Below are 24040 nucleotides of genomic sequence, written 5' to 3'. Positions count from 1 at the left end.
AAATCCCTACACATCAAACGCCTGAATCCTGATTGGGCGCAGGCCCTGCGCCCCTACTCCTGAATTTTCCTGTATCAATTGTTTGACAATCTCGTAACCACAGTTTAACACCTTGAGCGATCGCCCCGTTACTACTATTTCTCGGTGGTGCGATAGGTGGTTTGACTGGATAACTACCGTCTTGGGTAAACATCATTACCACAGTCCAACCAATGTTCGTTTTTGTCAAAAATAGCCTGTGAAATTCTTGTAATTCCACAGGTTTTTTGTGGATATATGTCCGTTCTAGGGTAGTAAAGAAAACCTGTTTTACTCCTTCGGCGTTATACTTATCCCCATTATCAATACTTGGATTTAATGGTAAAGGTTCAAATTCTGGTTTACCAGCAACTAATATATAGGAAAAAGTATCCACACTCCTGTTCAGAATACGCGCACGCTGGATAACACGATTAGTATAGCTAGGTAAATCTAACATTAGCTGAGTTGTTAAAGTTTCTAAACTTTGCTCAGAACAAGAATTACTAATTTTGGGATTTACAGGTTTGGGAGGAATATTTTTAGCATCAGCGGAGTAATGAAATCCAGGAGAAATAAACAGCCAGCAATTACAGGCTATCAAATATAAGCACCAAAAAGCAGGAGAGAAATTTACTTTCTTCTTCCTTTTGCTTTTTTCCTCTGGAATTCCTAAACTACAGTCAGGGTTTAGCATTGCTCATCTTTGCTACAATTGGTGTCTAATTAACGTAAAACGTAAAACCGGTTTGATTTAATAACTTACCCCCAACAAAGGCAAAAAAATAGTATTAAGAGGGTTGACAATTGATTTTGAATTTGTTATCATGAAAATGACGAGGAAGAACTATCTTGATAATCAGATTATATCTTCAACTCCTCAACAATCTGATTCCAAGCTAACTCAGGAACAGCCGCCGCAGTAATGGGACGACCGATAACGAGATAATCTGCACCGGCTGTGATAGCCTGGGAGGGAGTGAGCGATCGCTTTTGATCTCCCTTCTCAGCCCATGTTGGCCGCACCCCTGGACAAACCAGCAAAAAGTCTTTTTCACAACTTGCTCTTAATTGTTGCACCTCTTGGGGAGAACAAACCGCCCCATTTAAACCAGACTCTTGCGCCAAAAGTGCCATTTCTAAAGCAAATTCTGGCAATTCTAAAGGTATTTTCAAATCAAACGCCAATTGTCGCGCCGAAATACTGGTTAACAAGGTAATAGCGATTAACTTAGGTGGTTTTGTCCCGGCTTTTTCCGCCCCAATTTGCACCGCTTCCGCCGCAGCTTTTAAAGCATCTTTACCACAAGTTGTGTGAATTGTCAATAAATCCACCCCATAACTAGCCGCAGCCCGACAAGCACCAGCAACAGTATTGGGGATATCGTGAAATTTCAAATCGAGGAAAATCCGCTTTTCTTGAGATTTGAGGATATCCAGAATCTTGGGACCTGTGCTAGTAAACAACTCCAAACCAACTTTCCAGAAAGTGACTTGAGGAAGTTCATCAACAAGAGCGATCGCACTGTCTAAATCTGGTACATCTAAAGGAACGATAATTTTATCAACATTCATAATTCTGATTATTACTTATTACATATTATCCAATTTATTATACTTCAATAGCGATGTTTAATATGACTACTTTTCAGTAGTCTAACAATTAGACTTACTTAATTAAAGCCTATAAGTGTTTAATAACATATAAATACTATTTAATAGAGTACAACAAAAATTTTGCTCTTAACCCTGTTATTTCCTTAATTTATAAGTTTAAATTATAGATATTTGAAAAATAGTTTAAATATTTCTATCCTACAAAAATTAATATAACTTCATATTCATATTTTCTTAATATTTTATTGAGAATAATTTCTATTTATCAACGATCTTGCAATAGTTTCAGCGATTTGGTAAAATTTCAAAATCTAGGCGTAGTATATCAATTTTCTAAAATTGTAGGAAGTAGAATCTGGAAATCCTTTATTTATAGGTATTTGAGAAATAGGGAAAGTGAGAACGGGGAAAATATTCAGGAGTGATGGAGAATTTTTTGGACAAATTTAGAAATACATTGATGTAGTTTTGTAAAGCAACGTCAAGGGTGGGTTGACAAAATAGACAGTTTATGATAATAGAATCACCAAAGATATTAAAATCATGCTCATATAATATTTTTTGTAAAATTACTATATACTTAGTAATTTCAGTGTTATATATATAATATTAAAATTTGTGCTGAAAAGATGTAAAAAAGTGATTGGATGGTTGTTTGGGGGTGTAGTTAAAAAATTTGAACGTGCAGCAAAAGACGTAATTCAAGAAAGTAGTCAAGAAATATCCAACTTATTTGATCATAAACTCAAACCTCTAGCTGATCAATTTGACTATGTATCACAACAACGTCTTCAAGAAATAGAAGATTTAGAAACTCAGACAAAGGTAGATATTGAAAACTTGCTGAATCATGCTAACGATAAAGTCAAGGCTAATTTACAAGAAATTAATCAATTAAGAGAACAAGTAATTAAAGACTCACAACAAACAATTAGTCAAACAAACTTTTATTTAGAAAATCGCATTAATCAACTTTCATTAGCAGTTATGGAAGCTATTGCAGGTGTAGATAGTAGTTTGCAACGAGTCGAAAATTTAGAAAATCAATTATTTGCAGATGCGAGTCAACTGATAGATAAAATAGATGAAGCAATAGATGGTAAATTAGAATTTATTCGGAATGAATTAAAAAAACATTTACACCATGCTTTACCCAACCCTTTAGATAAATGTAGACAACAACTAGGAATTGGCTGGAAATTTGGTGGGAGTATTTCCGATATGCAACTTTATAAATTAAATCAATGTTATGAATTCAGTAAATTAAATGAAAACACACCTATTGATCAAGTTTTAGAAACCTATGGACAATTACAACATAATGCCGCAATGATGGCCGCTTTAGTCAGAAAATCTCCAGAATTAAGACGTAGAGCAATTGAAGACTGGATGAAATATGGTTTATTATGTGAATTTTGGCGTAGTACAATAGCTGATTATGCTCAACAAGAGCAATTGAAATTACAGGGTAGTTATTCACAACAAATGTTAAAAAGTAATTAATAACTATAAAGTAAGAAGAGGGTTAATTTTATGATGACATCTGATAACAACTGGAAAACACCTTTAGGAGTTTACGAAAAAGCAATAGAAGAACTGAGAAATGCGAGAACAGAATTACAAGAAACTCAAAATAATTTCCTGGTTACTGTTCAAACTTTACACACAGAAATACAAACATTAAAATCTCAACTTCGTGAAACACAACAAATAACCACAGAAACCAAGAGTAATTTAAGTCAAGCTACAGACGAAATAGAGAAGTTAAAAGCAATGTTAAATGAACCACAAGCAAATACCCAAATTATCCAAGAATTAGCAGAGATAAAAGCACAAATATCACAATTACAAACTCACATTCAACAACCAGAACAACCAACTATTGTACAAGCTTTATCAAATTTAAAATTACAATTGTCGCAATTAACAGATGAATTAACCTTAGTATCTCATGCTTCGGGAATGGATTATAGAAATTTACAGCAATTATTATCTGCACAAAAATGGAAAGATGCTGATAAAGAAACCTATTCTATCATGCTGAAAATATCTGAACGTGAAAATGTATGTTGGTTAGATGATGGAGACATTAGAAAATTTCCCCGCTATGATTTACATATAATTAATCAACTTTGGGTTAGATATAGTGATGGTAAGTTTGGTTTTAGTATCCAAAAACAGATTCTTCAAAATCATAAACAGTTTACAGCTAGATGTGGTTGGATAGAAAATCTTGCTAAGAATGAATTGATAAAATACGAAGATTATAATTTTACTTTAGATGCAAATAGAGGACATCTTCCCTCAACACCTCGAATAGTCGGGTTAGGTTTAAGAAATACTAATGAAATTACCCACCGATTAAATATTTTTTACTCAAGATATTAATGGTTCTTCAGTACCCAATATGCTAAATTATGAGAATAAAAATTCTAAATAAGATCAAGAAAAACATCAAAGTCATTGATATAGCATTTCCTAGTCTAATGAAGTACAAAATTATCTGTGTTTATCTGCGTCCATCTGCGTCCATCTGCGTTTAATTATTTCTGCTTGTACCTCAATTGAATGGGAATTGTTATATAGTAGTTGACTTACGAGACCAATTTGTTATTGACTGTAAGTGGTTTAAATTTGGGTACATTTACCGACTATCTTATTTTTAGACAGGGAATAGATTCCCTGACTGACTCTGGAGTGCTGATAGCTGACAGCTACTTTACCAACCGCACAAAATTCTTCTTACCCACCTGTAACACCTTATCATATAAATCATCAGGTGTAGAAAAACTTAAATCCGCATCAGCAATCTTATCACCATTTATCTTCACTCCACCCTCCTGAATTTTCCGTTTACCTTCGGCTGTACTTTTACATAAACCGGTAGCACCAAGAATAAAAGCTAATTTAGCAGGAAATTGAGGAACAGCAGCCAGAGAAAATTCTGGTAATGCTCCCTCCTTCCCACCACTTTTTGCCGCTTCCTTCGCCTCATTAGCCACCTGTTCACCGTGATACTGACGGACAATTTCCCAGGCCAAAAATTCTTGGCGATCGCGCGGGTTTTCTGGCAGACCATCCAAAGATAAATCTGTGAGCAGTTCAAAATACTGTGACAGTAAATTATCTGGTATACCTTGAAGTTTTTGATACTTTTGGGAAGGATGTTCTCCTAAACCCACATAATTACCTAAAGACTTAGACATTTTTTGGACACCATCAGTACCAATGAGAATTGGCAATAACAATCCAAACTGAGGCTTCAGACCAAAATGGCGTTGTAAATCTCGTCCCACAGCAATGTTAAATTTTTGATCAGTCCCTCCCAATTCTACATCAGCCTCCACAGCCACAGAATCATAACCTTGCATCAGTGGATACAGGAACTCATGGAGAAAAATCGGACTCTCTTGTTTATAACGTTCCGCAAAACCTTCTTTTGCTAACATTTGTCCGACAGTCATTGTCGAAAGCAACTCTAAAGTTTTTCCTAAATCTAGACGAGAAAGCCATTCTGAGTTATAACGTACCTCAAGTCTACCGGGGGTATCAAAATCTAAAATAGGACGGACTTGGTCAAGATAAGTTTGGGCATTTTGTGCTACATCAGCTTCTGTCAACTGACGACGCACCTCAGATTTACCAGTAGGATCACCAATTCGGGCAGTAAAATCACCAATAATCATTACCGCTGTATGACCAGCATCTTGAAAAGCCCGCAACTTCCGTACAGGTATACTATGACCAAAATGAATATCTGCCCCAGTCGGGTCAATACCTAGTTTAATTCTTAAAGGACGGTCAGAATTGAGTAATCGCTTTTCCAAACTTTCCGGATCATTATCACCAACATGGGGTTGCGGAAAAATTTCTGCCACACCACGATGCAACCAAGAGAAATTTTGCGTCATACTAAGAAATTCGCTATTAACTATACTTTCCACTCTAAAAGTTAAGTTTGTTATGTTCACAAACCAATTATCTGTCCTTTCTCCGGCCAGATTACTACAATTACAAAAAATTAACTGCCTTTTTCCATTTAATGAATTACATTTAAATTTACAAGTGAGGAAGTGAGATCGCCGTGTCGTCTAGGACTTTTGCAAACAAACAACCACAAGAGCAGGCTTCATCTGGATTTGAGTTCTTTAAGGGAGTAGGTCAGATAACTGGCGGTACTTTGCTATCTATAACACTCCTAACAAGCTCTATTGTTGCGGGAACACTAGTAGGTTTAGCCATTAGTTTCCGTAATTTACCAGATGTTAGACAAATAAAAAACTTTTTCCCCTCGGAAACAACTTACATATACGATATAAAAGGCAAACTTTTAACTGGTATCCACGGGGAAGCTAACCGAGAAGTAGTACCCCTCAATAAAGTTTCCCCCAACCTCAAACGCGCCGTCTTAGCTAGTGAAGATGGTCACTTTTATGGGCATCATGGCATTAACCCCACTGGTGTTGGTCGTGCCATAGTAGTTAATATGGTAGCGGGAGGTGTGAAAGAAGGTGGTTCTACCATCACCATGCAATTAGTTAAAAACCTATTTTTATCTCAAAAACGGGCTTTTACGCGGAAATTGGCAGAGGCTGTCCTAGCAATTCGTTTAGAGCAAATCCTCAGTAAAGACGAAATTCTAGAAATGTACCTCAATCAAGTTTATTGGGGTCATAACAATTACGGTGTGCAAACAGCAGCCCGCAGTTATTTTAATAAATCAGCAGAATATTTAACTTTGGGTGAATCAGCTATGATGGCAGGTTTAATCCAAGCACCAGAAGAGTTTAGCCCTTTTGCGAGTATGAAACTTGCCAAACAGAAACAAAAAGAAGTTCTGGGGCGGATGGTAGAGTTAAATTGGATCACCAAAAAAGAATATGATGATGCCCTGAAACAACCAATTAAACTGGGTAAGATCAGGTCTTTTCAGGGTAGTGCCTCACCTTACATCACCAATACTGTAGCTCAAGAGCTGGCGAAAAAATTTGGTCGTGATTCCCTGCTTAAAGGCGGAATGCGCGTCCAAACCACTGTTGATGCTAAATTCCAAACAATGGCTGAAGAAACCGTCAAAGAATGGCATGAAAAGCTTCAGTCCCAAGGGTTATCTAAGAATCAAATGGCGCTAGTGTCAATTGATCCTCGCACTCACTTCGTGAAAGCCCTTGTCGGTGGTGTAGATTATAAACTCAGTGAATTTAACCGAGCTACCCAAGCCCAACGCCAACCAGGTTCTTCATTCAAGCCTTTTGTTTATTATGCCGCCTTTGCTACTGGTAAATATACACCTGATACCACAGTCATAGATGCTCCAGTTAGTTATCAAGATGGTAATGGTTGGTACTACCCGAAAAACTACGATGGTAGTTTCTCAGGAGCGATGTCAATTCGCACAGCCCTTGCCCAGTCTCGCAACATTCCGGTCATTAAACTTGGTAAAGCGGTGGGGATGAATAAAGTCATTGAAACCTGCCGGACTTTGGGTATTATGAGTCCAATGGAACCAGTTACTTCTCTACCTTTGGGCGCTATTGGTGTTACTCCCTTAGAAATGACTAGCGCTTATGCTACATTGGCTAATTATGGTTGGCAGTCACCACCCACAGTAATTGTTCGCATTACCGATAGTGCTGGTAATGTGATTCTCGATAATACACCCAAACCAAAACAAGTTTTAGATCCTTGGGCTTCAGCAGCTACTATTGATATTATGACTTCAGTAATGACTGAAGGTACAGGTAAAAATGCTGCAATAGGTCGCCCTGCTGCTGGTAAGACAGGAACTACATCCTCAGAAAAGGATATTTGGTTTATCGGTACTGTACCGCAGTTAACTACTGCTGTGTGGGTAGGGAGAGACGATAGCAAACAACTGGCACGTGGAGCAACTGGTGGGGTCATGGTAGCCCCTATATGGCGGGACTTTATGACAAAGGCGCTCAAGGGTGTACCTGTAGAAAAGTTTAAGTCTACTTCTCAGTTTCCACGTCCTAAATCAAATTAAGAGGGAACAGGGAACAGGGAACAGGGAACAGGGAACAGGGAACAGGGAACAGGGAACAGTCAAAAGTTCTCTATCCTCCCCTACTGTCACTGCTTCCAGTTCTCAGTCATTTTGTTTTTTCCAATTCCGCTTTCATCCTTTCTAAGGTCACGTTCATTTGCTCAAACATTTGTTGTGGAGTTACGCCAAACTGACCTAGTTGAGTTTTTAGTTGCTGCATGGTCATTTGTGCCATGAAATCCTCTGATAGCTCGAAACGCTTCATGAAGACGCGGTATCTATCCATCATGGACTCCATTTGCTCAATAAACAGCTTCTTGCCCTCGCGGTCAAATTTGCCGTAGTGGTTGCCAAGTTGAATCAGTGCTTGATAGTCTTCAAACAATTGCTTGGCTTCTTGCTGCACTATTTCAGAGTCGAAGAATCCCATTTTGCTTTTCTTTAACTTAATGCTATTAGTTGAGTAGCTCCGAATTTTGCCTTTATGTCTTATTTTATTGTAGAAGATTCATCTGGGGAAACTACTTCGGTTAAAGTAGGGGTTTTTACCGGAATTTCACTACTTGACTTCAAGTATAGAGTTCGTTGACACTCTCCGGTCTAAAGACGCGGAGATTATTTTTTGTAGGTTGGATGAAGCGACAGCGCAACCCGACGTATTTGTTGGGTTATGGCTAACGCCTCCCGTCAGGGATACGTACCTCAACCCAACCTACTACTAATCTATGTAAGTAGGTTGGCGTTGAAAATTGTCGTTATGGCAAGGCAAGAGGCAAAAGGCAAGAGGCAAGAGGGTTTGGGCGATTTTACGTTTCTTTACACAGTTTGGTTTTATTGTGTTCACCTACTTAACTTGACCCATTAGTTGACGAATTGAGTAGAATGGCTATAGATAAAATGATATTCACTAAACGAAAAAGCCGTACTATTGCTGCTATTCTAGCATTTTCCGGCACATTAACGGTTTCGGGTTTACATAAATTTTACTTGGGACAGCCACTTTGGGGAATTCTATATGTTTTGTTGTCTTGGACACCTATTCCCAAGGTGGCTTGTGCTATTGAAGGGGTTTGGTATTTAACTCAAGAGGAAGAAACTTTTGATCGATATTTTAATTTGGGTGAGTCGGTAATGAGAGTACCACCACCAGTTGGTAATCAAGTGGAATCGGTTGCTAATGCTTTGCGTGAGTTAGAAGCACTCCGTCAAGATGGATTAATTTCTGAGTATGAGTTTGAGCAAAAACGTCGTCAGATGTTGGATCAGATTTAGGTGATTGGTAAAAGGATCGGGTTAAGAATGAATAAGTGGCTACCTTTAAATCTGAAATTGCAAAGGCTTCGCGCTAAGTTGATAAATGATCCCTATTATCGTTTGCAGTCCTGGGAAGAGGTGCAAATGGCGGCTGAGTTGGGTTTGGGTGTTGATGCTAATCAGGCGACTGTGGATGATTGGCTGCGGTTACCTGGGTTGTCAATTCACCAAGGGCGATCGCTTGTGGAACTTTCTCGCGCTGGTGTGGTATTCTACTGTATTGAAGATGTGGCGGCGGCTTTGGGTTTGCCAGTACAACGATTAGAACCCTTAAAACCTTTGCTGAATTTTAATTATTATGATCAGAATTCCCTGGATAAACCTCAGCCGATTAATCCTAATACTGCTTCGGTAGAAAGTCTTGCCAAAATCCCTTTTATAGATTTATCTTTAGCACAGATAGTTGTGGAAAACCGTGTGGCTGCTGGTTCTTACCGGAGTTTAGCAGATTTTCAACAACGTTTAGAATTATCTGGGGATGCGATCGCTCAGTTGATGTATTATTTACGCTTTTCGTAGGGGCGCAGGCCCTGCGCCCTTTGTCAGTGGTCAGTGGTCAGTGGACTAAGTTAAGCCGATGCGGTCCAGAGGCCAAAAGCGGAACGTGGCGCGACCGATGACGTTTTGACTGGGGACAAAACCCCAGTAGCGAGAATCATTGCTATCATTCCGATTGTCTCCCATCACGAAAAATGCGCCTTCTGGGACTTTGATTTCTGGAAATGGGCTGTTTGGTGGTTCGGCAATGTAGTCTTCTGTTAAGGCTGTACCGTTGAGGTAAACTTTACCTTGAGCGATACTAATTATTGCTCCTGGTTCACCAATTACTCGTTTGATAAAGGCTTGGTTTTGAGAATATCCACGTCTTTGTAGTTCTGGTGGTGAGTTAAAAACGATGATATCGCCGATTTTGGGAGGATGAAGGCGGTATGATACTTTTTCTACAACTAAGCGATCGCCTGTGTGCAAGGTAGGATACATTGATTCTGAGGGAATCAGGCGTGGTTCAGCAATAAATGTCCGAATTAGAAGCGCTAAACACAGGGCAATAGTTATTAAAACTAAATTTTCCTGCCAACTACTCCAGATTTTTGTTTGTGAAGAAGTATCTTTAATATCACTTTTGTGAGGAGTCATAGTTAACAGTGTAAGTAGGGGAAGTGGGGGAAGTGGGGGAAGTGGGGGAAGTGGGGGAAGTGGGGGAAGTGGGGGAGAAAGAATTTTCCCAATTACCAATTACCAATTACCAATTACCCATTACCCATTACCACCATTACCATTATCTGATTTAGCAGTAATGACTTCTGTGGGACGGAGAACTTTTTCACCTAAATGAAATCCGCGACGGACAATTTTAGTAATTGTTTGGTCTGGGATATCTGTTCTTTCTTCCCGGTCAATGACGCGACATAAGTTAAAATCTGGTTCTGTTCCTTTTTGTAATTCTATAGGTAAAAGTTGGCGCTTTCCTAAAACACCGAGAAACTTGCGATTAACTGCACCTATGGATCTGGGTAGACGTTCTATAAATTCTGGACTAGGACTAGGATTGTTTTCTAGATAGTCTAATAAAGCTTCTAAGGCATCAGCAACTTCTAAAAGTTCCAAGAATAAATCTTCTGTTTGGGCTGTAGTTTTAATTTGCTGTTCTCTCAAAGACTGCTGTAATAACACATTGTCTTTTTGCAGAACGCCGAGTTTTTGTACGAGTAATTCTCGTAATTCTAAGCTAATCAGATAGTTGGGGGATAGATCAGGCACGGGAAATCTCTTTAGATAGCACAGCTAGAATTTTGTTAGCCTAAGTGTTGATTTGGGAGTGAGGATGATTATGCAAAACTTGACTCAGAGCGATCGCTCTTTGTAATTGTCCACCCATTTGATAAGCTTTAATTAACCACATTTGGGCTTGAATATAATTTTGGCTATTACGCTCTTGACAACCTTGACAGTAATCTTCTAAATATTTTATAAGAAGATAGGCTAAAAACCCCGGAATTGATACCTAAAAATCCCCAAAATTTTTAGGTATCAATGTCTTGTCAGCCGGGGATGAAAGCTGTAAGAGGGGATTTATCCCCCAGTGATAAATTTATCATATTTGATGTTATCATCTCAGATGACAGGAAAGGTAATCAACCTGTATAAAAACCTAACTGGGGGACAACGTACCTTGAAACCAAAACTCTGCAACCATTTCAATCCTGTTAAGTAGGTTGGCGTTGAAAATTGTCGTTATGGCAAGGCAAAAGGCAAGAGGCAAGAGGCAAGAGTGAAGAGGGTTTGGGTGATTTTACGTTTCTTTACACAGTTTGGTTTTATTGTGTTCACCTACTTAGACATAAAAAGATACATATCAATTTCCACCCTTATTGATTCTATTGTCAATAATCTCGGTCGAGAAATCCTATTTTACAAGAAAGACTGGGAAGTTTGAAAGCCCCTGAGAAACAGGAACTCCAGTTCCATCTTTCGTGCTACAGACAGGGGATGAAAAACGACTCGTGCGTGCAAAACCCGAAGGGTGGAAAAGTAGTGACCTCAACTATCTTCATGGGCTTTTCCTTTGACAGCTACTAGGAATTTTCAACACCTGATCTATATCTAACTGATTTTCCCGTTTTTGTAATTCAGGATTAGCGGCAACGATTAATTGCCAATCAGTAGATTTACTACAAAATTTTCCTGCAATACTACTAAGAGTATCTCCTGATTTTACGGTATAAGTGGCTAGTGGTGGGGCTGGTTTAGGAATTACAGGAGTAATTACAGGAGGAGTGAGATTAGTAGTAGTAACTGTAGGTTTAGGAACTGTTGCGGTATATATAGCCGTTTGCAGGGCAAAAAAACTACCTGCTGCACCAATAGTAATGCCTATTATCAGCATGAAAATGGCAATACTTGTTGTCCAAGATTTCGGGCGCTGGGGTAATTCTGCCAAAGAACGGATTAGAGAAACATCAGTTTCACAATGAGGACAACTGTTGCTCTCAATTCCTTTATACCCACAAACCGGACAGTCAATTTTAGTTTTGGTGTTCATCGTGTAAGTCCCGTGATAATGCTATTACTGGGTAATTCTTGATTTAACCAATGTTATACATCTGGTTGTAATTCCCGCCATAAACGATCTGCTTCATTACTATCATCACCTGTAGCTGCATTCAACATCCGAGAGATTTTGTCAGACATGGCATTAGTTTGGCTTGGTGCAACGGCTTTGGCTTGTTGGATGGCGAGAATACAACCTTGTACTAGCTGTACCTCATCAGTCTTTTCTAGTTTCCTGACTGTGATACTCCATTGACGAGAGATTATTAGTATTAATAGCAAATTGTAATTCTTGACTCAAGTTTTGCAATCGTTCTTGCTGAAGTTGGGGAATCATAAAACCGCAGAAGTTGATCACGCGATCGCACTCATTCACCGCCAAAATCATACACATGAAAATAATTTGTAATTAAGTTTTAGATTTATGTTGACGAATAGCTTTATTCATGGAAATAATCTGTCCTACATGAAAAGAAGGAGGCATTAAACTGTGAATCCGATGATCAAGTCCATCGTGCATGACATCTGTAGGTAATAATGAATGATCTAATCCCAATGTATGACCAATTTCATGAGCGATAGTATTAGCAATCAAATTAGATAATTGACCTAAATTTAAATTAGCCTGATTGGAAGTATGAAGAATTTGGTCAATGCGAACACCAGCAATATCTGTAACTTGATGATGACAAAAACTGGCTATTCCTAAATAATCTACCTGTTGCTGATCTACAAATACATATACATGAGTAAAATTCCGCCGCCATTCTTTCTCTTCTGGTTCATCTGAAGTCAAAAAGACATGAACACTCCTAAAAGCACTAAAAACTTTAGCCAAAGCATCCGCCATTATTTCTAGCATGGTGCTATTGTTTTCATTTGTATTAATGCTTCCAGAAATATCTACCCAGATACAATGGCGTATTTCTTGATCTTTAATAGTTAAAAATGTGCCACATGATGGACACACACGCCAATCAAGTTGAATCCGAGAACGGCAACCTTGACAACGTGGTTTTGCTGTCCTTTCAAGGTTAATCCGTTCCCAGATGGGAACTTGCAATTTACGATTTGTCTTAGTTTTTTTGGTTAAATTCAGGCGATCGTAAAGTGACATTATTTAACAATAAGACGTAACAAGTTCCGCTAAACCATTCACACTAACACCATTACCAATAGCTGCCATTTTCCACTCGTTATTGTGGCGATAAACTTCAGCTAAAACCATTCCTGTCATGCCGCTATACTCTTTCCCAGAGAGGTTATATCTAGCTAATTCTTTATTATTAGCTGCATTCACCAATCTAACAAAAGCATTGTCAACTTGAGTAAAATCTTGTTTACGAGCAATACAATCGTAAATATTGATGACGAAGACTAATTTAGCAATATCAGCAGGAATGCGAGGTAAATCAATAATGATTACTTCGTCATCACCATCACCAGCGCCAGTTAAATTGTCTCCTGTATGGACGATTGATCCTGATAAATGTTGAAGATTCCCAAAGTAGATGATGTTTTCTTTGTCTGTTAATTTACCATTAGCATCCAAGCAAACTACAGAGGCATCTAGATCATGGTCATGACCACCACCACCAAAACTTCTAAAAAATCCGCCACCAGAGCGTTTAACTACGTCCCAACCCAGTCCACACATCAATTTGGTTAGACCAGGGGCTTCTTTAGAAAGGGAAATTCTTTGTCCTTTTTGGAGATTAATTGCCATTTTTAATTTCTCCTAGCTAAAGCGATCCAATAAAGCTTTCAATCCCCCTTGATAGCCTGAACCAACGGCATTTAACCGCCAGTCTCCGTCTTTACGGTAGAGTTCAGCCATGATTAATGCAGTTTCAATGGAGTAGTCTTCCACTAGGTCATAGCGAATAACTTCTTTTTCATTTTGAGCATTGACAACCCGAATAAAGGCATTTTGCACTTGGCCAAAGTTTTGATGCCTTCCTGCTGCTTCATGAATAGTGACAGTGATGACTATTTTGTGGACATCCGTAGGGACTTTTTGTAAATTGATCTTAATGACTTCATCATCACCATCACCTAAACCTGTCAGGTTGTCTCCAGTGTGTTGAACTGATTTGGCAGGATCTGGACTGGTGAGATTATTATAAAAAATGAAGTGCTGATCAGAAATTAGTTTTTCGTTACTTCCCAGGATAAAGACGGAGGCATCCAAGTCAAAATCCCAGCCAGTATCTACAACTTTAACATCCCACCCCAAACCTACAAATACTTCGGTAAGTCCTGGGGCGACTTTTTCCAGTGATACTCGTTGTCCTTTAGTTAGCGAAACTGCCATTGTTTGGTAAGCTCCTAAATTTTTTACTTGCTTTTATTTCTAGCCAAGTTGGACACTGATATCTGAAATTGAGATCCAGTTCTGTGTAGTATTTTTAGGGAATAGGAAAAATTAAGTCCCACTAAAAATAATTGCAGTTAAATTTTGTATGCTGCCATGAAAGACATCATAATTAATACTTATTTCAGCATATAGATATTAAAAAGGCAAGTCACATTTTGGAAATATCCGCAAACACTTAAGAATAGCAAGTCTAAAATAAAATCTGTAGTTTCTCGATGAGCGATCGCCAAGCGCTGCTGCCAGCAGTTCGCCGAACAAAACCCCAATTTAGTTTTATCCTGGAATAGTGGCCTTAAAAAACTTCAGCCTTCCCAATAGATCAGGTTATAACCAGCATTTCTGGGGACTGATAGCGATATTTAAGCCACAAGCTACGTAACTCCAGCAATAGAAACGCTTGCAAAGCGTTCCATCAATAGTTACACTTTTTAAAATATTCTCATTTTTGTTTAGCAATTACCCAAACACTCAAACAGCCAGTTCTTGACAAAAGAACTCAAACTATGGTAGTGCGTCAGTATTGCCAAACTCAAAATCAGCAATAAAAAAACTCAGAGATTGTTCTAATTGACGCTTTCCGTCATGCAGAACCTCAGTAAGAAAATTGCTTTGTAAACATAACTATCCAGGAGGCTTGTTAGTCAATGGGACTACCTTGGTATCGAGTACATACAGTCGTTCTCAACGATCCAGGTCGGCTAATTTCTGTACACTTAATGCACACAGCTTTAGTAGCTGGCTGGGCAGGTTCAATGGCACTGTACGAACTAGCCGTTTATAACCCTAGTGATCCAGTTCTCAACCCCATGTGGCGACAAGGGATGTTCGTACTTCCCTTCATGGCACGTTTAGGCGTAACCGAATCTTGGGGCGGTTGGAGTGTAACTGGTGGCACAGCAGTAGACCCCGGTTTCTGGTCATTTGAAGGCGTTGCTGCTGCTCACATCGTTCTTTCTGGTTTATTATTCTTGGCTGCTGTTTGGCACTGGGTTTTCTGGGATTTGGAACTCTTTAGAGATCCTCGCACCGGTGAACCTGCACTAGACTTGCCAAAAATGTTTGGTATTCACCTGTTCTTATCCGGTTTACTTTGTTTTGGTTTTGGTGCGTTCCACCAGACTGGACTATTTGGTCCAGGAATGTGGGTATCTGATGCCTATGGACTGACGGGCAGTATTCAGCCAGTAGCCCCTGAATGGGGTCCGGCTGGATTTAACCCCTATAATCCAGGTGGTATAGTCGCTCACCACATTGCGGCTGGTATCGTCGGTATTGTTGCAGGTTTATTCCACCTCACAGTTAGACCTCCTGAAAGGCTCTACAAAGCCCTACGGATGGGTAATATTGAAACCGTACTTTCCAGCAGTATCGCTGCTGTATTCTTCGCTGCTTTCGTAGTAGCCGGAACTATGTGGTACGGTAACGCTGCTACCCCCATCGAACTGTTTGGTCCTACCCGCTACCAATGGGATCAAGACTACTTCCGCCAAGAAATTCAGCGTCGTGTGCAAACAAGCGTTGCCGAAGGTGCTTCTTTGACCGAAGCTTGGTCGCAGATTCCTGAAAAACTGGCTTTCTACGATTATGTTGGTAATAGCCCCGCAAAAGGTGGTCTATTCCGTACAGGGGCAATGGTGAAAGGTGATGGTATTGCTGAATCTTGGCAAGGTCACGCTGTGTTCACAGATGCCGAAGGACGGGAATTAACAGTTCGTCGTCTACCTAACTTCTTTGAAACCTTCCCAGTCATTTTGACTGATAAAGATGGCGTTATCCGTGCTGACATCCCCTTCCGTCGCGCAGAATCTAGATACAGCTTTGAACAAACTGGCGTAAAAGTCAGCTTCTACGGTGGGAACCTGAATGGTCAAACCTTTACAGATCCCGCTGATGTGAAGAAGTACGCCCGCAAAGCTCAAGGTGGAGAAATATTTGAATTTGACAAAGAAACCTTGAACTCTGACGGTGTATTCCGCACATCTCCTAGAGGTTGGTTTACCTTTGGTCATGCTGTATTTGCTCTATTATTCTTCTTTGGTCACTTGTGGCACGGTTCACGGACAATCTACCGTGATGTATTTGCCGGTGTGGAAATTGAAGAAGAACAAGTTGAATGGGGTCTGTTCCAGAAGCTGGGTGACAAGACAACTCGCCGGAGAAAGGAAGCTTAAAACTTGGATGAGGTGTGAAGTAGATTTTTCTACTTCATGCTTTTTCTGTGGTTTGTTAAACTAAAATTACTGGCTCAACAGACAGGATCTGAAAAATATGGAAAGTGTTGCTTACATCTTGATTTTAACCCTAGCAATAGGTGTACTCTTTTTTGCGATCGCCTTCCGCGAACCCCCCCGGTTTGAGAAAAAAGAGAAATAGGTTACTTATTCCCAATTCATTAGGGAATATATACTAACAATATCCGTTGTTACTATCATAAGTAGCAGCGGATATTTTGGTTTAGGTATTAAAACTCAGATATTCCCTATTCCCTGTTCCCTATTCCCTGTCCCCTATTCCGTATTCCCTGTTCCCTATTCCCTGTCACCTGTCACCTGTCACCTGTCACCTATTCCCTATTCACCGCCATATATGATATAATTTTATGTCTGGAAGTTGATATGTGTTAAGACTAGCTATTCTAAGCTAGGATAAGACAGCAATGTAAGTGGAAATTGTCCTCCCACTACTTACATATAAACTGAATTTATGACAAAACCTTTACGGAGACTAGACCCAGGAACACATTAGCATGGTCAATCAGAACTTAACCGCTACAGAAATTGGATTTACCCACGAAGATTTCGCTGCTCTACTTGATAAATACGACTATCACTTCAGCCCTGGAGATGTCGTACCGGGTACAGTTTTCAGTATAGAGCCGCGCGGCGCTCTGATTGACATAGGTGCGAAAACCGCAGCATATATACCCATACAAGAAATGTCTATTAACCGGGTCGATGCCCCGGAAGAAGTCTTACAATCAAACGAAACACGGGAATTTTTCATCCTTACCGATGAAAATGAAGATGGTCAGCTCACCCTTTCAATTCGTCGGATTGAGTATATGCGGGCTTGGGAGCGAGTTCGGCAGTTGCAAGCAGAAGATGCTACTGTCCGTTCTGGCGTTTTCGCAACCAACCGTGGTGGTGCATTAGTGCGAATTGAAGGACTGCGCGGCTTTATCCCCGGTTCTCATATTAGCACTCGCAAACCCAAGGAAGATTTGGTAGGCGAAGAACTGCCCTTGAAATTCCTAGAAGTAGATGAAGAGCGTAACCGCTTAGTTCTCTCCCATCGTCGAGCGCTGGTTGAGCGGAAGATGAACCGTTTGGAAGTTGGCGAAGTGGTTATTGGTACTGTTCGCGGTATCAAACCTTACGGTGCTTTCATTGATATTGGTGGCGTGAGCGGACTGCTACATATTTCTGAGATTTCCCACGAGCATATTGATACTCCTCATAGTGTGTTCAATGTCAATGATGAAGTGAAAGTAATGATCATTGACTTGGATGCAGAAAGGGGACGGATTTCACTGTCTACTAAACAGTTAGAACCCGAACCTGGTGACATGATCAAAAACCGTGATTTGGTTTACGATAAGGCCGAAGAAATGGCAGCTAAGTATCGGGAACAATTGCTTGCCAAACAGCAAGGCATTACTACACCTGTGGAAGCTACAGATGTGGAAGCCGTAGCTGAAGAAGTTGCACCTATGGAAACTGTAGTTGAGGAAGAAATTCCCCCAGCCACAGAGATTGAAGAAGAGATCCCCGCAGCTATTGAATCATAGATTGATAATTGTCAGTGATTACAACTCAGATTGTTAAAGTATATTATGAAGAGGGAAACCCCTCTTTTTTTTTATTTACAATCTAAAATTCGCAATTAATTATGAATGGGGTGAGATATTTTGGCAACTATTAAATGTAAAAACATTGCGTTTTCTAATATTGAAGCAATTTTATTTGATAAAAACGGTACTTTAGAAGATTCTGAGTCATATTTAAGAACATTAGGACAAAAAGCGGCACGGATGATAGACGCACAAATTCCTGGAATTGGCGAACCTTTATTAATGGCTTTTGGGATTAATGGCAATTTCTTAGATCCAGCAGGTTTAATATCAGTAGCGAGTCGTAGAGAAACAGAAGTTGCAGCAGCAGCTTACATTGCCGAAACTGGCAGGGGATGGTTTGAATCCTTAAAAATCGCCCGTCAAGCTTTAGAAGAAGCTGAACAATATGTTGGTAAAACTCCTTCACCTTTATTTGTGGGTAGTTTGGAGATATTAAAGTCCTTGTCAGTAGCGGGTTTAAAATTGGGAATCCTGTCAGCAGCAACGACTCAAGAGGTCAAAAAATTTGTCACTACTCACCAATTAAGCGATTATTTGCAACTGGAAAAGGGAGTTGATGATGGTCCGAGTAAACCAGATCCGACGCTGTTTTTAGAAGCTTGCCAAGCCTTGGGAGTATCACCAGCGGCAACTTTAATGGTAGGTGATTCTATAGGTGATATGCAAATGGCGCGTCATGCTAAGGCTGCCGGCTGTATTGGGATTACTTGGATTGCTAGGGCAGATAATGTTCGAGGTGCAGATGTAGTGATTAATCAACTTGATGAAATTCAGGTGATTGCTTGACAGTCCATCAATTGAAATGCGTACAAAAAAGCGTTACCCTAAGCGCATAGGATAAAACAGAGGAAAATACCGTGACTTCAAATACCCAAATCAAAGCATTAGACGTACCTACTGCCATAGTACAACGTCGTTCCATCAAAACCTTTAAACAAGATCCCATCTCCCCAGAACTACTTAAGCAACTGGTAGAATTAACCGTAGCTGCACCCAGTAGTTTTAACGTCCAATCGTGGAGAATAGTTTTAGTGCAGGACCAAGCCCAAAAAGAAGCACTATGTGCGGCTTCTTGGAAGCAACAGCAAATTATTCAAGCACCTGTTACCTTTGTTTTCGCGGCTGACGCTGCTGCGGGAGGAAAAGATTTAACACCCATTTTAGAGCAAGGTGCAGCCACTGGGGCTTGGAATGAGGGAACAGTTAATTATTTTAGAGGTGCGATTCCGCAATTTCAGGCTAGTTTAGGAGACAAGCGCCGGGAATACGCCATTAAAGATGCCATGATAGCTGCTACAAATTTAGTGTTAGCAGCGGAAAGTTTGGGTTTATCCACCTGCTTTATGAATGGTTGGATTGAGGAAGTGCGATTCGTTGTTAGCTGAATCACGGTAATCAGTCCGTACATAAGCTAACCAACCCAATCCAATCATGGAAAAAAAGGTTGAACTCTCGGTCTGATATGGGTGTAAGTCCCATCTACCAGACTCAGGTATGACTCCCTATCTGCCCACGATGACCCGACTCGGTATCGGGAGGTCGAAGCTGGGAACAGGACGCAATCAGACATCTGTTGTGAGATGACACTTGGCGTTAACGGGGAGTTCCTACGGTGAAACAGAGCCTAAAAAAGCAACCTAGTCCAAAGCAGGACACAACAACAACACCTGACTTTACTGGAGCTAATTCCCGCCGCATCGTTCTTCAATAGCGGTAAGAGTCTAGGGAATCCAGTGGTTGAAGTGGCTACACCTAACGGAACTAACAATCTAGCCGAGGGAACGAATAAAAACGGATTGAAGGTCTAAGGGCGGTCGAACCCTATAAGTAGGCTGGACGAGCAGCGGAATTCCTTCAGTTCGGGTAGGACAGACCGTAATTGGTCGGAGGTGTTCAGAATACACAGATTGGAGCAGAGCATGATTAGACACAGAGAAAACTCTAGTGAATCCTGGAAAACGTTACCTTGGAAGCAATTCCGTCGTAACTTATTCCGCCTACAAAAACGCGTGTACAAAGCTGTTCAAGTTGGCGACAAGCGCAAAGCTAAGTCCCTACAAAAGCTGATTCTGAAATCAACCGCAGCGAGATTACTGGCTATCCGTCAAGTAACACAGCTAAATGCTGGGAAAAAGACAGCGGGAATAGACGGCAAAACCGCGCTCTCATTCGAGCAAAGGTTTGAACTAAGTGAAAAACTTAGAACCGAAGGTAACGACTGGAAACACCAGGGATTACGTGAAATACCCATCCCCAAAAAGGACGGAAAAACCCGGATTCTCAAAGTCCCCACTATTGCAGATAGGGCATATCAATGCCTTGTCAAATACGCACTAGAACCAGCACATGAGGCAACCTTCCACGCTAGGAGCTACGGTTTTAGGACGGGACGCTCGGCACATGATGCCCAGAGATACCTGTACAACAACTTAAACTCTAAAGCTAATGGAATAGATAAACGAGTTATAGAACTCGATATTGAAAAATGCTTTGACCGGATAAACCACACCGCCATAATGGATAGACTCATCGCTCCTTATAGTATAAGACAGGGAATATTCCGATGTCTCAAAGCCGGAGTCAATCCAGAGTTTTCTGAACAAGGAACACCCCAAGGAGGAGTGGTAAGTCCACTGTTAGCTAACATCGCCTTAAATGGGATTGAAAGTATTCATAGATATCACCGTATATCTAGCTACAGAATTACAGACAAGACCTCAAATGGAGATATTGTCGAGCCAACAATCCGTTACGCGGATGACATGGTGATAATACTCCGACCTCAAGACGATGCCACAGAAATACTTGACAAAATCAGTCAGTTCCTAGCAGAGCGGGGAATGAAAGTCAGTGAGAAAAAGACAAAGCTAACCGCCGCGACAGATGGATTTGATTTCCTGGGCTGGCATTTTAAAGTCCAGAAAAACGGAAAGTTTAGATGTACTCCCTCAGTGGACAACTTCAAAGCTTTCCGCAAGAAAGTAAAATTCATCGTCAACAACTCGAATTATGGTGCTACCACAAAGGCTGAGAAATTAGCCCCTGTAGTCAGAGGTTGGAGGAATTACCACCGCTTCTGCAAGATGGATGGGTCGAAGTTTTCCTTATGGCACATCAATCACAGAGCATTCAAGGTATTTAACAAGGAAACTAAGCAGAATCGCCATAATAGCCAAGAGCTAATAAAGAAAGCATTCCCAACAGTTCCTTACTCCGAAAACAAACACATCAATGTCAAAGGTGAGAAATCACCCTACGATGGAGATTTAACCTACTGGAGCGAACGCAATAGTAAGTTATATGACAATAACACCTCTAAAGCCCTCAAACGGCAAAGCCATAAATGTGGTCATTGTGGGTTAAAAATGCTCAGTGACGAGAAGGTACATTTACATCATATAGATGGAAACCACCAAAACTGGAAAACTAAAAACCTTCTAGCAATTCACGAAAGCTGCCACGATTACATTCACATGAGCAAAAGCGAAAGCTAAGAACATCGGGAGCCGGATGCCGTGAAAGTGGCACGTCCGGATCTAACTGAGAGGGGCGGGGAATAATATCCCCCCTCGACTCAACCCAGGTCAAAGCTATAATTGGTGCAGAAAATGACCCAGATACAGGTATTGCTGTTTTAGTACCTGTAGGTTATGCGGCTGAACCCCGCTTAAATCCCGGTCGGCTACCATTATCTGTTAATGTTTCTGTAGATAGACTGGATAATCCCTATCAAGGCTAATTAGGGATTTGGGGGTAGAAACAGCTTGATAATTTCTACCCATAACTATCCATATATCAGTAAACCAAAAAGTTTTTCCCAAAAAGCGATTCCTATAAAACACTGATGCTATCATCAAACAATCAGTAATATAAAATACTTTTTAATTCCCAGTGTTCTAACCAGTAGATATCATATAGATAACAATTACTTATGATTGGCTGGGTAATAATTTCTTGACGCTAACCGGATGGAATATAAATGCTTTCAACGACTTGATATTTCCTCTGTAGGGCTTGAGATAAAAAAGCTAACATCTGTTTGAGTGTGAAAAGTGTGCGATAAATTAATCGACTACCCTTCCTTTTACGGCTGATTTTGAGCCATAGTAGATTCACCCAGATATTAACTAGAAGAAAGGATATTCCAATGAATAGTAATCTCAAAACTGGATTTTTGTTATTCGTCTTAATTCGACAAATATTTTTCAGACGATAACTAGTTTCAATGCCAAATCTTTTTCGATAATCTTGATAGATATAATTTAAATTTGTTTTGACCTTATAAGCAAGATAAACAAAGTATTGAACTCCATGCTTTTTATGCTTTCCCTTTCTATATTTACAGACAATCCATAAATCAAATGTGACGAAATCATCTTTGTCTCTTGTAATGGTATAGGTAGTTTTATAACTTTTTTTACCCTTGAGAAATTGTTTGATTCCTCCTTTTTTTCCAGTCTTGATAGCAGGCATAAGAAAGGGGATATCTAATGCCTGTAACCATCTAATTACAGGAGTATTAAAAAATCCTCTATCCAAGTAGAGTTTTTTTACATTTATTTTGAGGGGTTCAAGTTCTGCTAATAAATAAGTAATTAAAGCCACACTAGTATCTAATTGGCGAACACCTCTTATTGCCAGAGTTACACGCTTATTATTACTAATAACGTATAAAGTGGCATAGGCGTAAAATGAATTAGTACCAGATTTAGCTTCACTTCGATATATGTAGGGTAATTCTGACGGTGTTGGTTTACCATAATAACAAATTAAATTTAAATCAATCGCTATTTTTAAACACCCCTTTTTTAATCCTAAAGGAATTCGACTTTTTAATGCTTGATTTATTTGCGCTTCTAATTCCTCAAAATTATTAATTTTATTGAGATGATATCTAATATCATTAGCTGTCGGAATATTTTTTAACAATTTAGCTGTGTTTTCAATACTGTCTCCAGTGCTGGCTGCTTTAACCAGAATCTCGAATAAAGTTTGTTGGTCACAGGCTCCTTGCGTTTCAATCGAAAAATTTTCTACTAAACACTGAATAACCTGCGTCTTGGGTTTCTGAGTCGGTTAAAACGAGTTCTTCTGTAGATTCGCCCTGCGTGGCTTTTGTTAGAGATGAAACAGTCAATTTTTTCAACCAATATGCTACACACTACATTCATCATTTCATATTTTGACCCAGTGCAAATTACTATAACTATTTCTTATGTATTTAGTATTTTATATCACATAAATGTCTATCGTATTTTGTTGTTGATGCCTGCTTCGTCTGTAGCAATAGCGTTAGCATTCCGTAAAAATCGCTCTTTGGGAAAAACTTTTTGGTTTACTGATATATTACTGTTTGTCCGAGTCTTCAATAAGTTGATCAACAAAATCCCTCAACCGTTGCTGCTGTGTCAGGGACGGTTTTAATTTTTTCCCTGACTCCAGGTAAAACCTTAAATTGCAAGGGTGATTTATCGTAGGCTACTTGATTTTGTGGTTTAAATTTAATCCGAGGCATTGCTAAATCTTAATATGTCTGATATACTAGATATCATAGCACAACATTGAAGGTCGAATCAATGCTTTTATCATTCAAAACTGCACTAATTCCAAATAACGGACAGATTACAGCTTTTCGCAAGGCTTCTGGAGTCGCTAGACACGCTTACAACTGGGCAAATGCTCAAATCATAGATATTTTAGCTACTCGCAAAGAAGGCGAAAAACTTAAATTACAAAAGAAGGGAACTCTTAACTGGGAACTCTTAACTGGGAGCAAATAAGAAACACTCATTTGCTGAGTTTA

The 24040-nt window shown here is 39.8% G+C and carries 25 protein-coding genes and 2 pseudogenes; 14 read left to right on the top strand and 13 right to left on the bottom strand.

Features of this window, described 5'->3' with window-relative positions:
• Nucleotides 1–13 precede the first annotated feature (13 nt).
• Complete coding sequence (locus HEQ36_RS17380) at nt 14–715, bottom strand: hypothetical protein (RefSeq protein ID WP_233455358.1); 702 nt, start codon at nt 713–715, stop codon at nt 14–16.
• A 167-nt stretch (nt 716–882) separates the two neighbouring features.
• Nucleotides 883–1593, bottom strand: a complete 711-nt coding sequence (gene pyrF, locus HEQ36_RS17375; RefSeq protein WP_168634764.1) for an orotidine-5'-phosphate decarboxylase — start codon at nt 1591–1593, stop codon at nt 883–885.
• Between the two features lie 660 nt (nt 1594–2253).
• Here pyrF and HEQ36_RS17370 point away from each other — a divergent pair.
• Complete coding sequence (locus HEQ36_RS17370) at nt 2254–3138, top strand: hypothetical protein (RefSeq protein ID WP_205748376.1); 885 nt, start codon at nt 2254–2256, stop codon at nt 3136–3138.
• A gap of 30 nt (nt 3139–3168) precedes the next feature.
• Nucleotides 3169–4023: a GUN4 domain-containing protein gene (locus HEQ36_RS17365; RefSeq protein WP_168634762.1), complete on the top strand. Its 855-nt coding sequence runs from the start codon at nt 3169–3171 to the stop codon at nt 4021–4023.
• A 326-nt stretch (nt 4024–4349) separates the two neighbouring features.
• On the opposite strand, the gene tyrS is transcribed toward HEQ36_RS17365, so the two are convergent.
• Nucleotides 4350–5546: a tyrosine--tRNA ligase gene (tyrS, locus tag HEQ36_RS17360; RefSeq protein WP_205748375.1), complete on the bottom strand. Its 1197-nt coding sequence runs from the start codon at nt 5544–5546 to the stop codon at nt 4350–4352.
• Between the two features lie 173 nt (nt 5547–5719).
• On the opposite strand from tyrS, the gene HEQ36_RS17355 reads away from it, so the two are divergent.
• Nucleotides 5720–7642, top strand: a complete 1923-nt coding sequence (locus HEQ36_RS17355) for a transglycosylase domain-containing protein (protein WP_053538705.1) — start codon at nt 5720–5722, stop codon at nt 7640–7642.
• Between the two features lie 106 nt (nt 7643–7748).
• Here the strand turns inward: HEQ36_RS17355 and HEQ36_RS17350 are convergent, their stop codons facing one another.
• Nucleotides 7749–8072 (bottom strand): DUF1825 family protein, encoded by a 324-nt coding sequence (locus HEQ36_RS17350; protein ID WP_039199368.1) that lies wholly within the window; start codon nt 8070–8072, stop codon nt 7749–7751.
• A 470-nt stretch (nt 8073–8542) separates the two neighbouring features.
• Between HEQ36_RS17350 and HEQ36_RS17345 the strand changes: the two genes are divergently transcribed.
• Both HEQ36_RS17345 and HEQ36_RS17340 read left to right on the top strand, forming a co-directional pair.
• Entirely contained in the window at nt 8543–8914 is a 372-nt protein-coding gene (locus tag HEQ36_RS17345) for an NINE protein (RefSeq protein WP_168636510.1), read from the top strand.
• Between the two features lie 27 nt (nt 8915–8941).
• Complete coding sequence (locus HEQ36_RS17340; RefSeq protein WP_168636384.1) at nt 8942–9475, top strand: ComEA family DNA-binding protein; 534 nt, start codon at nt 8942–8944, stop codon at nt 9473–9475.
• A gap of 45 nt (nt 9476–9520) precedes the next feature.
• Here the strand turns inward: HEQ36_RS17340 and lepB are convergent, their stop codons facing one another.
• The 8 genes from lepB to HEQ36_RS17300 all read right to left on the bottom strand — a co-directional run bounded on the left by lepB (nt 9521) and on the right by HEQ36_RS17300 (nt 14321).
• Nucleotides 9521–10093 carry a signal peptidase I gene (gene lepB, locus HEQ36_RS17335; RefSeq protein WP_168636383.1) on the bottom strand — a complete coding sequence of 191 codons (573 nt, stop codon included), beginning with the start codon at nt 10091–10093 and terminating at the stop codon, nt 9521–9523.
• Between the two features lie 120 nt (nt 10094–10213).
• Entirely contained in the window at nt 10214–10717 is a 504-nt protein-coding gene (locus HEQ36_RS17330) for a nucleotide exchange factor GrpE (RefSeq protein ID WP_053538707.1), read from the bottom strand.
• 790 nt (nt 10718–11507) lie between these two features.
• A complete protein-coding gene (locus tag HEQ36_RS17325; protein ID WP_053538708.1) occupies nt 11508–11999 on the bottom strand; it encodes a LysM peptidoglycan-binding domain-containing protein in 492 nt (163 codons plus the stop codon).
• Nucleotides 12000–12052: 53 nt separating this feature from the next.
• Nucleotides 12053–12289 carry a hypothetical protein gene (locus HEQ36_RS17320; protein ID WP_053538709.1) on the bottom strand — a complete coding sequence of 79 codons (237 nt, stop codon included), beginning with the start codon at nt 12287–12289 and terminating at the stop codon, nt 12053–12055.
• Entirely contained in the window at nt 12225–12401 is a 177-nt protein-coding gene (locus tag HEQ36_RS17315; protein WP_199924408.1) for a hypothetical protein, read from the bottom strand. The genes HEQ36_RS17320 and HEQ36_RS17315 overlap by 65 nt, the downstream gene beginning before the upstream one ends.
• Before the next feature lie 15 nt (nt 12402–12416).
• The gene (locus tag HEQ36_RS17310; RefSeq protein WP_081424185.1) at nt 12417–13124 is read right to left on the bottom strand and encodes a zinc-dependent metalloprotease family protein; all 708 of its coding nucleotides are present in this window, start codon (nt 13122–13124) and stop codon (nt 12417–12419) included.
• A 3-nt stretch (nt 13125–13127) separates the two neighbouring features.
• Nucleotides 13128–13733 (bottom strand): TerD family protein, encoded by a 606-nt coding sequence (locus tag HEQ36_RS17305; protein WP_168636382.1) that lies wholly within the window; start codon nt 13731–13733, stop codon nt 13128–13130.
• A gap of 12 nt (nt 13734–13745) precedes the next feature.
• Nucleotides 13746–14321: a TerD family protein gene (locus tag HEQ36_RS17300; RefSeq protein WP_168636381.1), complete on the bottom strand. Its 576-nt coding sequence runs from the start codon at nt 14319–14321 to the stop codon at nt 13746–13748.
• A gap of 707 nt (nt 14322–15028) precedes the next feature.
• On the opposite strand from HEQ36_RS17300, the gene psbB reads away from it, so the two are divergent.
• The 7 genes and pseudogenes from psbB to HEQ36_RS17265 form a co-directional block, all read left to right on the top strand.
• On the top strand, nt 15029–16555 hold the full coding sequence (gene psbB / locus HEQ36_RS17295) for a photosystem II chlorophyll-binding protein CP47 (RefSeq protein ID WP_053538712.1): 1527 nt from the start codon (nt 15029–15031) through the stop codon (nt 16553–16555).
• Between the two features lie 97 nt (nt 16556–16652).
• Nucleotides 16653–16757, top strand: a complete 105-nt coding sequence (locus tag HEQ36_RS17290) for a photosystem II reaction center protein T (protein ID WP_027401293.1) — start codon at nt 16653–16655, stop codon at nt 16755–16757.
• 373 nt (nt 16758–17130) lie between these two features.
• Nucleotides 17131–18171: a 30S ribosomal protein S1 gene (locus HEQ36_RS17285; RefSeq protein WP_053538713.1), complete on the top strand. Its 1041-nt coding sequence runs from the start codon at nt 17131–17133 to the stop codon at nt 18169–18171.
• A gap of 120 nt (nt 18172–18291) precedes the next feature.
• Nucleotides 18292–19023, top strand: a complete 732-nt coding sequence (locus HEQ36_RS17280; protein WP_053538714.1) for an HAD family hydrolase — start codon at nt 18292–18294, stop codon at nt 19021–19023.
• Between the two features lie 71 nt (nt 19024–19094).
• Nucleotides 19095–19619: pseudogene (locus HEQ36_RS17275) on the top strand (nitroreductase family protein); the annotation flags it as partial.
• 537 nt (nt 19620–20156) lie between these two features.
• Nucleotides 20157–21731, top strand: coding sequence for a reverse transcriptase domain-containing protein (locus HEQ36_RS17270; RefSeq protein ID WP_053538715.1), 1575 nt, complete (start codon nt 20157–20159; stop codon nt 21729–21731).
• 86 nt (nt 21732–21817) lie between these two features.
• A pseudogene (locus tag HEQ36_RS17265) lies at nt 21818–21976 on the top strand (nitroreductase); the annotation flags it as partial.
• A gap of 221 nt (nt 21977–22197) precedes the next feature.
• Here the strand turns inward: HEQ36_RS17265 and HEQ36_RS17260 are convergent.
• Nucleotides 22198–23184 carry an ISH3 family transposase gene (locus tag HEQ36_RS17260; RefSeq protein WP_290602942.1) on the bottom strand — a complete coding sequence of 329 codons (987 nt, stop codon included), beginning with the start codon at nt 23182–23184 and terminating at the stop codon, nt 22198–22200.
• 204 nt (nt 23185–23388) lie between these two features.
• Between HEQ36_RS17260 and HEQ36_RS17255 the strand changes: the two genes are divergently transcribed.
• The gene (locus tag HEQ36_RS17255; protein WP_290708143.1) at nt 23389–23661 is read left to right on the top strand and encodes a hypothetical protein; all 273 of its coding nucleotides are present in this window, start codon (nt 23389–23391) and stop codon (nt 23659–23661) included.
• Between the two features lie 152 nt (nt 23662–23813).
• Nucleotides 23814–24017 carry a helix-turn-helix domain-containing protein gene (locus HEQ36_RS17250; protein ID WP_053538716.1) on the top strand — a complete coding sequence of 68 codons (204 nt, stop codon included), beginning with the start codon at nt 23814–23816 and terminating at the stop codon, nt 24015–24017.
• Nucleotides 24018–24040 lie beyond the last annotated feature (23 nt).

Source organism: Anabaena sp. 54, assembly GCF_017355725.1.
Taxonomy (GTDB): domain Bacteria; phylum Cyanobacteriota; class Cyanobacteriia; order Cyanobacteriales; family Nostocaceae; genus Dolichospermum; species Dolichospermum heterosporum.
This window is presented reverse-complemented; position numbering and strand designations above follow the sequence as displayed.

Bases quoted from the DNA above. Each gene is read 5' to 3' on its own strand.
- HEQ36_RS17380 (WP_233455358.1), bottom strand. From the start codon at position 715: ATGCTAAACCCTGACTGTAGTTTAGGAATTCCAGAGGAAAAAAGCAAA.
- pyrF (WP_168634764.1), bottom strand. From the start codon at position 1,593: ATGAATGTTGATAAAATTATCGTTCCTTTAGATGTACCAGATTTAGAC.
- HEQ36_RS17365 (WP_168634762.1), top strand. From the start codon at position 3,169: ATGATGACATCTGATAACAACTGGAAAACACCTTTAGGAGTTTACGAA.
- tyrS (WP_205748375.1), bottom strand. From the start codon at position 5,546: ATGACGCAAAATTTCTCTTGGTTGCATCGTGGTGTGGCAGAAATTTTT.
- HEQ36_RS17350 (WP_039199368.1), bottom strand. From the start codon at position 8,072: ATGGGATTCTTCGACTCTGAAATAGTGCAGCAAGAAGCCAAGCAATTG.
- HEQ36_RS17340 (WP_168636384.1), top strand. From the start codon at position 8,942: ATGAATAAGTGGCTACCTTTAAATCTGAAATTGCAAAGGCTTCGCGCT.
- lepB (WP_168636383.1), bottom strand. From the start codon at position 10,093: ATGACTCCTCACAAAAGTGATATTAAAGATACTTCTTCACAAACAAAA.
- HEQ36_RS17325 (WP_053538708.1), bottom strand. From the start codon at position 11,999: ATGAACACCAAAACTAAAATTGACTGTCCGGTTTGTGGGTATAAAGGA.
- HEQ36_RS17315 (WP_199924408.1), bottom strand. From the start codon at position 12,401: ATGTGTATGATTTTGGCGGTGAATGAGTGCGATCGCGTGATCAACTTC.
- HEQ36_RS17310 (WP_081424185.1), bottom strand. From the start codon at position 13,124: ATGTCACTTTACGATCGCCTGAATTTAACCAAAAAAACTAAGACAAAT.
- HEQ36_RS17305 (WP_168636382.1), bottom strand. From the start codon at position 13,733: ATGGCAATTAATCTCCAAAAAGGACAAAGAATTTCCCTTTCTAAAGAA.
- HEQ36_RS17300 (WP_168636381.1), bottom strand. From the start codon at position 14,321: ATGGCAGTTTCGCTAACTAAAGGACAACGAGTATCACTGGAAAAAGTC.
- psbB (WP_053538712.1), top strand. From the start codon at position 15,029: ATGGGACTACCTTGGTATCGAGTACATACAGTCGTTCTCAACGATCCA.
- HEQ36_RS17290 (WP_027401293.1), top strand. From the start codon at position 16,653: ATGGAAAGTGTTGCTTACATCTTGATTTTAACCCTAGCAATAGGTGTA.
- HEQ36_RS17285 (WP_053538713.1), top strand. From the start codon at position 17,131: ATGGTCAATCAGAACTTAACCGCTACAGAAATTGGATTTACCCACGAA.
- HEQ36_RS17270 (WP_053538715.1), top strand. From the start codon at position 20,157: ATGATTAGACACAGAGAAAACTCTAGTGAATCCTGGAAAACGTTACCT.
- HEQ36_RS17255 (WP_290708143.1), top strand. From the start codon at position 23,389: ATGCTACACACTACATTCATCATTTCATATTTTGACCCAGTGCAAATT.
- HEQ36_RS17250 (WP_053538716.1), top strand. From the start codon at position 23,814: ATGCTTTTATCATTCAAAACTGCACTAATTCCAAATAACGGACAGATT.